Source organism: Arthrobacter sp. NPDC093128 (assembly GCF_040683875.1).
GTDB lineage: Bacteria > Actinomycetota > Actinomycetes > Actinomycetales > Micrococcaceae > Arthrobacter.
Map to the genome: position 1 here is coordinate 99,338 of NZ_JBFBEY010000019.1, position 12,389 is coordinate 111,726.

The 12,389-nt window shown below is 62.9% G+C and carries 16 protein-coding genes; 7 read left to right on the top strand and 9 right to left on the bottom strand.

Translation table 11 applies throughout. The features are described from left to right. Positions 1-1,472 precede the first annotated feature (1,472 nt). The 6 genes from AB0N24_RS20730 to AB0N24_RS20755 all read right to left on the bottom strand — a co-directional run bounded on the left by AB0N24_RS20730 (position 1,473) and on the right by AB0N24_RS20755 (position 5,816). On the bottom strand, positions 1,473-1,820 hold the full coding sequence (locus AB0N24_RS20730; RefSeq protein ID WP_364128418.1) for a UBP-type zinc finger domain-containing protein: 348 nt from the start codon (positions 1,818-1,820) through the stop codon (positions 1,473-1,475). Between the two features lie 126 nt (positions 1,821-1,946). After that, on the bottom strand, positions 1,947-2,888 hold the full coding sequence (locus AB0N24_RS20735) for a DUF5996 family protein (protein ID WP_364128421.1): 942 nt from the start codon (positions 2,886-2,888) through the stop codon (positions 1,947-1,949). A gap of 26 nt (positions 2,889-2,914) precedes the next feature. Beyond that, on the bottom strand, positions 2,915-3,979 hold the full coding sequence (locus AB0N24_RS20740; protein WP_364128423.1) for an LLM class flavin-dependent oxidoreductase: 1,065 nt from the start codon (positions 3,977-3,979) through the stop codon (positions 2,915-2,917). Beyond that, positions 3,972-4,271 carry a hypothetical protein gene (locus AB0N24_RS20745; protein WP_364128426.1) on the bottom strand — a complete coding sequence of 100 codons (300 nt, stop codon included), beginning with the start codon at positions 4,269-4,271 and terminating at the stop codon, positions 3,972-3,974. The genes AB0N24_RS20740 and AB0N24_RS20745 overlap by 8 nt, the downstream gene beginning before the upstream one ends. Before the next feature lie 226 nt (positions 4,272-4,497). Further along, positions 4,498-5,169 carry a Gfo/Idh/MocA family oxidoreductase gene (locus AB0N24_RS20750; RefSeq protein ID WP_364128429.1) on the bottom strand — a complete coding sequence of 224 codons (672 nt, stop codon included), beginning with the start codon at positions 5,167-5,169 and terminating at the stop codon, positions 4,498-4,500. 2 nt (positions 5,170-5,171) lie between these two features. Beyond that, positions 5,172-5,816 carry an LUD domain-containing protein gene (locus tag AB0N24_RS20755; RefSeq protein WP_364128432.1) on the bottom strand — a complete coding sequence of 215 codons (645 nt, stop codon included), beginning with the start codon at positions 5,814-5,816 and terminating at the stop codon, positions 5,172-5,174. 67 nt (positions 5,817-5,883) lie between these two features. Between AB0N24_RS20755 and AB0N24_RS20760 the strand changes: the two genes are divergently transcribed. Further along, complete coding sequence (locus AB0N24_RS20760; RefSeq protein WP_364128435.1) at positions 5,884-6,387, top strand: MarR family winged helix-turn-helix transcriptional regulator; 504 nt, start codon at positions 5,884-5,886, stop codon at positions 6,385-6,387. Positions 6,388-6,992: 605 nt separating this feature from the next. Here AB0N24_RS20760 and AB0N24_RS20765 read toward each other — a convergent pair. After that, positions 6,993-7,571, bottom strand: coding sequence for an NAD(P)H-dependent oxidoreductase (locus AB0N24_RS20765; RefSeq protein WP_364128438.1), 579 nt, complete (start codon positions 7,569-7,571; stop codon positions 6,993-6,995). A 124-nt stretch (positions 7,572-7,695) separates the two neighbouring features. Further along, positions 7,696-8,070, bottom strand: a complete 375-nt coding sequence (locus AB0N24_RS20770) for a DoxX family protein (RefSeq protein ID WP_364128441.1) — start codon at positions 8,068-8,070, stop codon at positions 7,696-7,698. A gap of 66 nt (positions 8,071-8,136) precedes the next feature. On the opposite strand from AB0N24_RS20770, the gene AB0N24_RS20775 reads away from it, so the two are divergent. The 6 genes from AB0N24_RS20775 to AB0N24_RS20800 all read left to right on the top strand — a co-directional run bounded on the left by AB0N24_RS20775 (position 8,137) and on the right by AB0N24_RS20800 (position 11,606). Then, positions 8,137-8,811 carry a tyrosine-type recombinase/integrase gene (locus AB0N24_RS20775; protein WP_364128444.1) on the top strand — a complete coding sequence of 225 codons (675 nt, stop codon included), beginning with the start codon at positions 8,137-8,139 and terminating at the stop codon, positions 8,809-8,811. Beyond that, a complete protein-coding gene (locus tag AB0N24_RS20780) occupies positions 8,714-9,253 on the top strand; it encodes a tyrosine-type recombinase/integrase (RefSeq protein WP_364128446.1) in 540 nt (179 codons plus the stop codon). Before AB0N24_RS20775 ends, AB0N24_RS20780 begins: the two co-directional genes overlap by 98 nt. A 49-nt stretch (positions 9,254-9,302) precedes the next feature. Further along, positions 9,303-9,725: a hypothetical protein gene (locus AB0N24_RS20785; RefSeq protein ID WP_364128449.1), complete on the top strand. Its 423-nt coding sequence runs from the start codon at positions 9,303-9,305 to the stop codon at positions 9,723-9,725. 21 nt (positions 9,726-9,746) lie between these two features. Beyond that, entirely contained in the window at positions 9,747-10,016 is a 270-nt protein-coding gene (locus AB0N24_RS20790; RefSeq protein ID WP_364128470.1) for a tyrosine-type recombinase/integrase, read from the top strand. 88 nt (positions 10,017-10,104) lie between these two features. Continuing rightward, positions 10,105-10,905: an amino acid racemase gene (locus AB0N24_RS20795; RefSeq protein ID WP_364128452.1), complete on the top strand. Its 801-nt coding sequence runs from the start codon at positions 10,105-10,107 to the stop codon at positions 10,903-10,905. Between the two features lie 20 nt (positions 10,906-10,925). Then, positions 10,926-11,606 carry a GntR family transcriptional regulator gene (locus AB0N24_RS20800; RefSeq protein WP_364128455.1) on the top strand — a complete coding sequence of 227 codons (681 nt, stop codon included), beginning with the start codon at positions 10,926-10,928 and terminating at the stop codon, positions 11,604-11,606. Between the two features lie 68 nt (positions 11,607-11,674). On the opposite strand, the gene AB0N24_RS20805 is transcribed toward AB0N24_RS20800, so the two are convergent. Further along, positions 11,675-11,914, bottom strand: a complete 240-nt coding sequence (locus AB0N24_RS20805; protein ID WP_364128458.1) for an AAA family ATPase — start codon at positions 11,912-11,914, stop codon at positions 11,675-11,677. Positions 11,915-12,389 lie beyond the last annotated feature (475 nt).

Genomic DNA, 12,389 nt, shown 5'->3' on the forward strand with positions numbered 1-12,389 from the left:
TCCCCATCGTCGCTGGGCGGGTCCTCCATGCAACCAGGGCGCTGCGCACCGCTCACGATCCAAAGTTTCGTTCGGCGCTCCTCCGTCGCTTATTTCCTCCCGAAACTCTGAACGGCCCCGGTTCCCCAAGTTTGCACTCCGGACCCTCAAACCCAGCGGTGACTCCGCTATCAGAACAACGTCCAAATCTGACAGACACATCCGGTGCCTGCCAGTCGCTGAAGGAGAAGGAACATGGAACCGCTCACCATGAAAACCCTAACGCGGCGATCTAGCAGCAAACCCCGGACCACCTCATGACGGCCCCGAAGTAAACCTCACGCAATGGGCAAGAAACATATTCCTTCTACCCACCCGGCAGGTCATGTCGCCCAGCCACCGAACGATCATGAAGAAGTAACAAGCCCAGAGTCGTCGCCAAAACCCAAGGAAGGGAGCCGTTCCGCCCAGCAGCGACCGCCTACAAAAAAGGCCCCCTGAAGGGGCCGGTAAAAAAGATTTATGCACAGTTAGAGGCCCCAAGGGCCCCTGACCTGCGGAAACACTGTGCCCAAGGTGGGACTCGAACTGCATTCCAGCCCCTGCGAGCACTGGGAACTCCTGGAAACATGCGGAATCCGAGCCAGTCCGGCACCAGTACGACCAGATCCGAAGCCCGAGGTGTGGACATTGTCCACACTCTCTTTTTGCCACCTCCAAACAGCTCCGAACGACTGCCGCGCTCCCCTACCAGGGCGCGGCAGTTCTATGTTCTGCCGAAAGTCTTCCGGACCGGGCGTCCCGACAGCCGGTTCTGGACCCATTAGATCGCGCACGTATGTCGGCTCGAAATCCCTCATGGTGGTTCTTCCTCCCATCGGCCTTGTCGTGGACTGAACCGGGGGAACTGGCATGACCGGCTGGGCCGTTCGGCTGCACGGAAGATACTGGTGTCGAATTCAGGCAGACGGTGTCGCTGCTCAATGACGCGCTCATCCCCGATCAGGAGTCCCAGAAGGGATTTCTTAGCCTTAAGAAAGAGATTGAGGTCGTTCAAGAAGCAAATATCGGCATAGCCCTATGATTCCAACTAGGGCCAGCAGAATCCCTAAGATTTTTGAGATGCCGTCTGCGGCAAAATAGCGAGGGCGACACCGCACAGCGCCAACAAGCCCCAAAGAACCACTGCAGCTTTCATCTTTCTCCAACCGATTGGGTCCACATGATACCGACGTGTTCGGAGCCTACAACCGTCGGCTCAAAGTCGTCGCGGATGCATCTCAGGTGCATCACGATCCTGGGCCTTGCTCTAGGGACGCAGAATGCAGCCGAGGTCCGTCTTGGACATTATCCAGGACGGATACCCCCGCCATTACGGCTTCAACCAGGCCGGACTAAAGATATCGACCGATATAAACACGCGGACCACAATGCGGCTCCCCCCGCTTTGAGACGGGCGCCTGGGTGGAGTGCGGTCCGGCTCGGCAGCCCCTTCAGCGCAGGTGCTGCCGCCAGTCAGCCGGGACGCGTGAGGCTGGGCCCGGAACGCTTTGATCGAGCGGGTGATGCGCCGGCGGTTCAAGTTCCGGTCCGGCGAAAAAAGTGGAGCTGGGATAGTTGAAGAACCAGTCCTCGTCTGGTTCGAAGCTGCGGATGACCGGGTGGCCGGTGGATTGTGCATGTGCTGTGGCGTGTTGCGCTGGCGAGTTGTCGCAACAGCCGATGTGCCCGCACTGGGCGCACCGGCGCAGATGCAGCCACCAGCCTCCGCTGGCCTGGCATTCAACGCAACCAGGTCCGCTGGGTGGAATCGAAACGTCGATTCCTGGTGTGACATTCATTGTGGCTTCCCCTCGGATTGGAGTGCCCTTCGAGCACCCACTACTTTACGCCCGCAGGTATTCCGCGCCGAAGGAATGGTGGCGGAGCGGTGGTCCGTCCGGTGATCCGCGCTGTTGGCCGCGTCGTCACCACCGCCAACGGGCCGGGTCCGCCTCCAGCCCGGCGCGGTCCCAATGTCCTGTCTCCGCGGCTGCCCCGTAGGTGGCCTGCAGAAACCGCAGCAGCATCCTGTCGGGGTCCGGCGCGGTGCGGACGTTCTCATAAGGCAGGAGGTACAGCCTGCCGCTTTGGCTGTATACGGCCCCGTCGGCTTCCGTCGGGTACTCGGCGTAGCCTGCCGGCTCGGGGTAGGCGTACGCATAGAAGGCGCCCTCGTCTCCTCCGCCGGGCCAAAAACCGCAGCTGCTGAGCTCGTGGGAGTATCCCTCCACCATCACCCAGTCGGCGCAGTTGGGGACCCCGCCGGGGTGGACGGGCGCCGCCCGGCCGGAGAACCTCGTGCAGGCCAGGTCCATGGCCCCCCAGAAGAAGTGGACGGGACTCGCCTTGCCCCTGAACCGGGACCTGAAGTAGTTCAGCACCCTGTCCACCTGGATCAACTGGTGCCAGAACAGCCGGATGGCCTCCGGGTCGTAGGAGGCATGCTGATAGTCCCGGGCGAAGGGTATGGCAGGGTCCACCTCATTCGGGACCGCACGGATGGATGCCTTGATGCCGAGCCTTCCCAGCGCCTCGAACACCTCGGCATGGAATTCAGCCACCGACTTGGCTTCGAGGACGACGCTCCCGGCAGTTCCGTTGCTGGAGCGGATGTGCAGCTGGTGGTCGCAGAGATCGAATTCGATGTCGAAGGCCCCGCGCCCGTACGGGATGCTGGATGTGGTCAGTCCGCGTGGCGTGACGTACAGCGTCACCTGCCACCAGTGGTTGAGCATCGGGGTGTGCGCCATGCGGATCTTGCCGACGATCTGGGTCCACATGTGCACCGTGTCCCGGGTCTGCGTCCAATCATCGACGCGAAGCAGGGGCCACTCGTTGCCGGCGCCAGCGCCTCCAACGTCGTCCATTGCAGGTCCTTCCGCTGTCCGGGAGCCTAAGCCATCATGTCGCGTACCAGCGGAGCCACTTGTGAGCCAAAGCGCTCGATGCTGGTCATGATTTGCGTCTGGGGCACGCCTGGCATGCCGTACTTCAGGTCGAAACGGCTTGCCCCGAGGGTCTTGAGCGTCGCTGTGATTTTTCGGGCGACCGTTTCGGGCGAGCCCACATAGAGTGCTCCCCCGGGCCCGACGTCCCGAAGGAAGTTTTGCATGGTCGGAGGCCTGAATCCGCGCACTTTGGCGGCTTCAGCGAACGCAGTTTCGTAGTGTGGCCAGAACTCTTCGATTGCTTGGTCATCCGTGGCGGAAATGTGCCCCGGCGAATGCACGCCGACGAGGCGCATGGGCTGACCGAACTCGGCCAGGGCTCTGTGGAAAAGACCCGCGAAGGGGGCGAAGCGTGCGGTTTCACCACCGATGATGGCAATAATGAGGGAGAAGCCGTACCGTGCGGCGCGCACGACCGATTCCGGGCTGCCGCCAACGCCGATCCAGGTCGAGAGATGGCCCGATTCTGTCCGCGGATAAATGGTCAGTCCGTGCAGGGCAGGCCGCGTATTGCCGCTCCAGGTCACGCGCTTTTCCTTGAGCAGCTCGGCGAACAGGTTGACCTTCTCTTCAAAGAGCTCGTCATAGTTTCGGAGGTCGTACCCGAACAGCGGGAAGGACTCCGTGCTTGATCCTCGTCCGAGGATGACTTCGGCCCGACCGTTGGACAGTGAGTCCAGGGTTGAATAGCGCTGGAATACCCGAACGGGATCATCGGAACTGATGACCGTGACCGCCGATCCAAGGCGAATACGTGAGGTGCGGGCTGCGATCGCGGCGAGAACGACGTCGCCGGCCGAGAGGGGAAAGCTTTCGGTATGGTGTTCCCCGATCCCGAAGTAGTCCACACCGGTTTCCTCGGCCAGCACACCCTCGTCGACGAGATTCCGGATGGTCTGGGAGTCCGAGAGCCGCGTACCGGAGCCGTCGGTGTGGACGTCACCAAAGGTATCGAGCCCGAGGGTGATGGCCGGATTGGGTGCCTCGTGGTTCACCTGGTCTTCAGTCATTGTCAGAGCACTTTCGGTTCAGGGTGGCCGCGGGTTGCCGGGCTACTTCTCCAGGTTTGCGCTTCCGGTCCAGCACCAGGGCCGCGGCGATGCCGAGCATCCAGATGTCCTTGGCCAGCCCAGTTCCCTGCGGGCTGGGGCGGATGCCGTCCGCCAGCGTCATGCCGGGCGTCCTCAGGTACATGGTGAAAAGGGACCCGGAGAAGATCCCAAGACCCATCCCGGCCAGGCGGCTGGGCAGGAAGGGTAACAGCAGGGCCGCACCCAGGCTCAGTTCCGCATAACTGAGCATTTTGCCGAACTTCTCGGGGTCGATTCTGCTGACCGGGGGAACGACCGGGCTGCCATGGCCTGAAGCCCGGCCGTGCTGTCCTTGTCCAGGTGGCGTTTTCCCCAGCCGGCATTCAGGATGAATGCTCCTGTGGTCCGGCGGAGGGGATGTGGGTGAGTCGCATGGTCGACTCCTTTCATGAAATTTCGTCAGTTTTGGGTTTGTCTCGGCGCAGCCGGCTACGTCTTCACGCGTCTCCCTGATGCCGAGGATCTTTCGATGACGGCAAGGAGCTCGTGGCGTGCGACGGCGTCGGCGAAGTCCGGCACGGTGCGGGTCCCGTTGTCGAGGTCTGCCGCGAATGCGGCGTAGGCGCGTCCGACGTTGTTTTGTCCAACATGTAGGCGTTGGGCCGGACAACGACATTGCCCGGGGCCGACACCCCCACCATGGTCGTTGACAGGACCTCGCCGACGTATCCTTCGCTGAGCAGCTCCTGGACGAACCCGATCGCCGGGGCCTGGCGGGCCTGCAACCCGACAGCCGTACGCGCCCGCTGCCCGGCGGCGAGTGCGGCCATCGCTCGCGCATCGTCGACGTCGCGGCCAAGTGGCCACTCGCAGTAGACCGCCTTGCCGGCGGCAAGTGCGGCGGCGACGAGCTCTCGGTGGTGCGGGACCTTGACGGTAATGGCGACCACGTCGATGTCTGGTTGGGCCAGCAGCTGCTCGTGGTCGGAGAACACGGCCCTTACCCCGTACGCCTCGCCCGCTGCCCGCGCGGATTCCCGGCTGTGCGAGCTGAATGCCCGGATCTCGTAGTTCGGCTGCGCGCGCTGTGCCGGAATGTGGGCGGCGGCGGCCCAGCCCCGCACCGGGCTGACGCCGCCGATCCCCACACCCAGCGTCGAGTTAGGCATGGCTAGAACCCCAGGGCCTGATCGCAGAGGACGACGGTGATGCGGTTGGGGGCCCACTCGCGATTGATGATGAGAACCTTGTTCACGCCGCTGTGGATGCCGTACGCGGCCTGAGCACGCGCGTCCTCGAGCGGGAAGGCGTATTCGTCGATGCGCCGGAGTGCTCCTTCGAGGTCGGGAACGATCTTCTGCGTCCCGACCACGAGGATGACCTTCCCTGCGCCGGAGGCGTACGGGCCGAGTTGGCTGCCACTCGCGGACGCGGCGACAAGGGACCCGGTCTCGGTGACGGCGTGGACACTGCCGAGCATGACGTCGGGCGAGGCGGTGAGGCGGCGGATCTCGTCGGCCTGCGTCGCGCGGTCCATGCCGAAGACCCGTGGCCGGAGGGACTCGTACCGACCGGAGCTCTCTATCTCCTCGGCGATACCGGAAACCTCCAAGGACTGCGATGCGCCGTGGTGCACCTGCGACCCCGCCGGGATGAGGTCCAAAACGATCCGTTTGGCCTCTGCGGCGTTCGGGGCGCGAAGCACGGTGATCCCGTGCGCTTCAAGCGCCGCCGCTGTTCGCATTACCCGGGCGTCCTCCGCCGGTGCCGCGAATCCACGGCTTAATGTGCCGTCGAGGGGCTGAACTTCACTCATGAAACGGTCCTCCTCACCACCGGTAGGTACTTGCGATTACAAATACCTATGGGGTTAACTGGTGAATATGCACGAAAATTCCCCACCGGGTGATGTAGCTGCTATCTTCGGCCGGCTTGTCGAGGAGTCGCTGCCGGGTCGGCGCGGAGAGTTGGCGTGGCGCGCTTTGCTGCAGGCACACGCCACGCTCATGCGCCAACTGGACACCGACCTCAGGGAGGACACGGGCCTGCGCCTGGCCGACTTCGACGTATTGGCCCAGCTCGCCGGCGCGGGCGGCGAACTGCGGATGACGGAGCTCGCCGCCCGCACGCTCCTCTCCCGCTCGGGGTTGACCCGCCGCGTCGCGAGGTTGGTCGATGAGGGCCTGGTACGCCGGGCGAACGCCGCCGGGGACGGGCGCGGCGTGGTTGTCGCCCTGACCGACTCCGGTGTCGCCCGTCTGACCGAAACAGTGCCGGTCCACCTTCAGGGTGTGTCGAAACTGTTCGTCGAGCGGCTCGACGATCAGGAACTCGCCGTACTCGAGACCGCTCTGGGAAAAGTCATCGTCGACTGCACGTTCGGCTGAGGATAGGCCGGGGATAGCCTTGCTCGGCTGCCTGCGTTGGCGGGACTCACGTTGCTCTCGAGGAAGTCGGATTAGGGAGGCGTGCAACGGGCCCGCAGGCGCGGCCAATTAGCGCTGCGATTCACCCGGGTAGGCCGCGCTTCTCGACTCAACCCTCTCTGGAAATCCTTCGTTATCGAGAAAGGCCAAGGCGCGGTTTCTCATCTGATGAGATCAATGGCCGGTCGCGGGCCATCTTTGCGTGGGATAGTGCGACCGTTCGTTTGCATCCCTCCACGCGGCGGCTGTGCTTCAGGACTTGGCGGTTGCCGCTGTCCACAACCGGGGACAATCCTCATAAGTTATCCACCGCTACGGCTACAGGGAGCCACCTCAATGGCTCCCAATTCCAGCCGTGGATAACCAGAATTGACCCCAGCTGTGGACACCGGGGGTGTCCGAAGTCGCGTGCACCGGACCCATACTTCCGCGGACGCCGGTACGACCACCACCGCCCCATGAACGGCGCCACGCAGCCAGCAACCCACGGCCCAGGGGCTGCCGCCGGTTCATTTATCGGCGGCAGCCCCTGGGGCGTCGGGTGTCCTTAGAGTAGCGGCCTGTCCTTACCTGCTGACCGGCATTGCGTCTTCGCGGAGGCTTTGCATGGCGTGGGTCCAGGGAAGGAGCTGGTCAAGCATCGGGTCCAGTGCCGCGGCGCTCTGGGCGGTGGGCTTGAACTCCGAGAAGTTTTCGAAGTCTGTGAACAAGGAGAACGTTACTTGGTTGCGCACGTGCGCCAGCTGCAGCTCCGAGGCGATGCCCCGGAGGTGCTCGACGGCGCGGGCGCCGCCCATGAAGCCGTAGGACACGAAGCCGGCCGCTTTGTTGTTCCATTCGACGGAGAGGTAGTCAATGGCGTTCTTGAGCGAGCCGGAAATGGAGTGGTTGTATTCCGGCGTCACGAAGATGTAACCGTCGAATTCGGAGATTTTGGCCGACCATGACTGAGTGTGCGTGTTGGCGTACTGCTGGAAGGCCGCCGGCATGGCTTCATCGAGCAGTGGATGGTTCCAGTCGGCAATATCGACCAGCTCGAATTCCCCGTCGGAGCGCCGTGAGGCCTGCTCCAAGACCCACTGTGCAACGTCGAGGTTGACGCGGCCAGGTCGGGTGGTTCCAGTGATGACGGCAATCTTAGTCATTTATTGCTCCTATGAGTTCGGTAAACGATTCGGTGAAAATATCGGCGCCGGCGCTTCGACCCTTGCGCGCTCCGACGGAAACCGCAGGGACGGTTTGGGTGCGCGCCGACTATTGGCGCACCAGCTATGAGGCGAAAGCGTAAGGGCCGACCCGGCCCCAAAAGACAACAGCCGCCAAAATCAGAAGGACCACGTTCGCGATCACCATCGGTGATTCCTTACGCCGGGCATGAGTGATGGCCGCCCCAATCATGACCAGCCCCAGTGCGGCGAGGGGCACCAGGACTGGGGCGATCCCCAGCACGGCCGTCAGGACGAGACCGAGGGCTGCAAGGATCTCCAGCACAGCGATCCCTTTGACCGTTGCTGCGCTGAAGTTATGGGCCCATCCCATTCCGGACGCGGCCAGCTTCTCCTTCGGCTGGAGGAGCTTTATGGCGCCAGCGGCCAAGAAGGCGACGGCGAGTACAGTCGCGATGATCCAAAGGGTGACGTTCATTGAGGCTTCCAATCAGTTATGACTACGCCGTTGGCAGATATGGAAGCATCCAAGCAGCGTGCTCGGATGGAATTGCGTGACGTGGACTGGCGTTCCAGTGAACTGGTGGTCCGCGGCAAGGCGCGCCGGCAGGACCGGTTGCCGTTGCCGGCGGAAGTCGTCGAAGCGTTGGTAGCCTACCTTTCCTTTGGCCGGAATCCTGGTGACGCCGTTCATGTGTTCCTGACCTGCAGGGCTCCGCGCGGACCGATCCGTGCCGATTTGGTCGGCCATGTTGTTCAGCGGGCCTGTAAACATGCAAGTCTGCCCAACGTTGGGGCGCACGGGCTCCGGCGCGCACTGGCAGGTAAATTGCTCCGCCAAGGCGTTGGTCTGGTTGCGATCAGCCAGGTCCTGCGGCATCAGGATCCGGCTTCGACCGCCCTCTACGCCAAGGATTGTGCCGTGAGTGCGTTGGAGCAGGATCTCGCGGACTACCTGCAACTGCGTCGATTTCTCGGGCACGAACTGGCCGCGGCCCGACGGCTGCTGCCCGGCTTCGTCGCTTGCCTGGAGGCTCATGGAGAATCCACGGTGACGATCCAGGCGGCGCTGGACTGGGCGCCCACCGTTCATCTACTCCACCACCGACATCGACGCTCTGATGAGTCAGGCCCGCGACTCGAACCGCTCACCACTGCGCGCCGCGACCTACGAGACGTTGATCGGATTGCTGGCGGCGGGTGGTCTGCGGATCGCTGAAGCCATCACGCTTGACCGCAGCGACATCGACTGGTCCGGGAGCGTGTTGCTGATCCGCGAGTCCAAGTTCGGCAAATCCCGGCTCGTTCCCACCCTTCACAGCACTGCCATGGACGCGCTGACCAGATACGCCGATCTCCGCGACGAGCTCGAACCGCGGCCTCTGGAGCCAAGCTTCTTCGTGTCGCAGACCCACAAACGCCTCAGCTACGCGGTCGTGGGTCGGACGTTCCGGAAGCTGGTCGACGCCGCCGGTGTTGGGCCGGAGCACCTTCGGCTCCGAGGCTCCACGATCTGCGCCACACTTTCGCGGTCCGCACCCTGCTCAGCTGGTACCGCACCGGTGAGAACGTGCAGGCAAAGCTCCCATGGCTGTCGACCTACCTGGGCCACCGCGAACCGGCATCCACCTACTGGTACCTCTTGGCAGCACCGGAATTAGTGTCCCTGGCAGCCGCACGCCAGAATACCGGCTGGACGGCGGTGCGCTCATGACGCTGATCGCACCGACACTGCAGATGTTCTTCACTGACCGGCTCGCCCGTAAGCGGCAAACCAGCCCACGGACCATCGCTGCCTACCGCGACGCCCCGAAGCTGCTCCTGGAGTTCATCCACGTACGGACCTGCAAGCTGCCTTCCCAACTGGACTGGGAGGACCTGGACGCGACCATGATCTCCGGATTCCTCATCTATCTGGAGATCACGAGACACAATAGCGTCAGGACCCGCAACGTCCGCCTGACAGCAAACCGCTCGCCGTTCTCCTACGCCGCGTTACGTCACCCCGAGCATGCTCTGCTGATCCAGCGCGTTCTCGCCATCCCGCCCAAACGGTTCGACAAACGCATCGTGACATTCCTGACCCAGCCCGAAATCGACGCTCTCGTCGCGGCCCCGGATCAGGCCAGATGAGAGGGCCGGCGCGACAGGGCTCTGATGCTCCTGGCCATGCAGACCGGGCTGCGGGTTTCCGAGCTCACGGGCCTGAACTGCGCCGATGTCACGCTGGGCACCGGCGCTAACTTCCGCTGCGAAGGAAAAGGCCGCAAGCAACGCGCCCTTCCCCTCACCAGCCCCGTCGAGAGACTGCTGCGTTCCTGGCTAGCCGAACGAGCCGGACAACCCCAGGACCCAGTGTTCCCGACCCGGACCGGAAGCCAGACAGTCAACCGGATCCCCACGCCGGAAGCCCCTCCTGATTAATTGCCATGACTGGGTATTTACCCAATACGCAGTGTGCAATATATTGGATGTAGCAGAGAGCCCACCTCACCTCGAGAAAAGAACCACCATGAGAACGCAGGTTGAAGAACCGGCACACATTCTTGGGCAGCACAGCATCCATAGGCTGACATCCAGTGGTAGCCGCACTTCGGGGCGCGCCGCCTGGAGCCGCAGGGTCGTCGGCATCCTCGGCGGCATGGGACCCGCCGCTACGGCGGACTTCTACCTGAAGCTAGTTCAAGCAACACCGGCCGCCGTTGACCAGGAACACCTCCAGGTCCTTATATGGTCGGACCCGACTATTCCTGACAGGACCGAGGCTCTCCTCACCCATGGAGAAGATCCGACGCCGGCACTGATCGCTGGCGCCAGGTTACTGCAGCAGGCAGGGGCGGCCATGCTCGCCGTTCCCTGCAATACGGCCCACGCCTTTCTCGGGGCTGTACAGGCAGAAGTGGATATCCCGATCATCCACATGATCGAGGAAACCGCGAACAGCATTCATCGAATGAAGCCCAGCATTCACCGGGTGGGACTTCTCTCGACGACTGGCACGCAGAAGGCCCGCCTCTATCAGACCTGGCTGGAAAAGAAGGGCATCCAGGTTCTCTCGCCCGGCCTCGATTCCCAGGAAAATCTGGTCATGGCGTCCATTCGGGGCATCAAGGGAGGGAGCAGTGGCTTCTCCGTCAGACTGCAGTTCGCTTATGCCGCCCAGCAACTTATTGATGCCGGTGCACAGGCGATTATCGGGGGCTGCACGGAGGTTCCGGTGAGTCTCGGACCGGAGGACATCCCCGTGCCCTTCGTCGACCCTGCCCGCATTCTCGCTGAATCCGTGGTGCAACGAGTACTCGAGGTTGCATGATGCAGAGTACAGTATGCGATATGCCACTAGTCCGTCAGAGCACCGTTGAGCGGCCCAAAATGAGCGAAGCGGCCTACGAGCGACTACGGGACGCTATCGTCCGCGGGGAGCTGGTCCCGGGCGAAAAGATCAGGGATGGGGACCTCGCGGAAATGCTCGGCCTCAGCAGGACCCCTGTTCGGGAAGCGCTCACCCGGTTGGCGGAAAGCGGACTTGTCGAGTCAAAACCCGGCGTCTACACCCGGGTGTCGACACTCAATCAACATGATGTCGCAGCAAACCTTGCAGTTCTCAAAGCCCTGGACTCTCTGGCCATGGAGTCGGCCGTTCCCCGGCTGACCGAGCGGGACATCCAAACCATGCGCCAGGCGAACACGAATTTTGCCACGGCGGTGAAAAGGCAGGACGTCTCCAGGGCCTTGGCCGCGGACGACGCCTTCCACCACGTCATCATCGAGGCGGCGGGCAACCCGGTCATCGCCCGCATCGTCGAACAATTGCACCCCCAACTGCACCGCATCCTGTACCGCAAGTTCTCCGGACTCCTGGGCGGTGAAGAAACCATCAACCACCACGAAGAACTCATCCTGGCCTGCGAACAGGGAGATGCTCAAGTGGCGGCCGCCATGTCCGGGGAACACTGGTCTCACCTGGGCGACCTCATCAGCGGGCTGTTCGACTCCGATGAACTTTCCAGCTAGCAAAGGTTCACGCTCGCAACACATCCCCATACCAGGGCTAAGGCTTCCATTGCGGCCAACGCATGCGGTCAGACAGTGAGCCGACCGGCCTCCAGCCTTTTCACGTCGTCCGCGGCAGCGAGGGCAGCGGGGTCGTGTGAGACGCAGACGACGGTTGCCCCGCGGTCCTTCTCCGACTGCAGGATCCTGGCGATGCCGTCCTGCGCGTCGGCGTCAAGCCCGGTAGTGGGTTCGTCGAGGAGAATGAGATCCTGTTGGGCAATTCCCTGCCCGAGGAAAGCCCGCTGCCGCTGGCCGCCCGCACTCATTGAGCGAATAATGCCCGACCTCGAAGTGAGGGATACGCGGTGGGCTCCGTAATGCCCCTACGGGACCCGAACGCCCACGGCGAAGTCTTAGTGCTTGCAGCTCAAGATACGGGCAGTAGGACAGCGAGTATCAATAGCACTGTCCGAGAGAGCTATGCCCCAACCTGACAGGCTACTTAGATTTTCCACTGCGACCGCCGTACTGGAGAGCGTCCTCCTCTTTGCGCGTGTGGGCGGAATGGACGATCACTAGGGGCCGGCGCCGTTCTTGAACTTGCCATGCGCCCAGGCGGTTCTGGGGATGCTCCACGTAAGTGCAGGCGACATCCCACCAGTACCTGTCAAAAGTTTGCATGGGCCTGGTGTCAGCTGCGGGATCTACCCCTGTGTGTCAGGCTGTTGTGTGACAGGTTCCCTGTTGCCGGGGCCGGTGCTCAGAGCGGGGGAAGGTCCGTCATGGATTTCGTTATGCCTG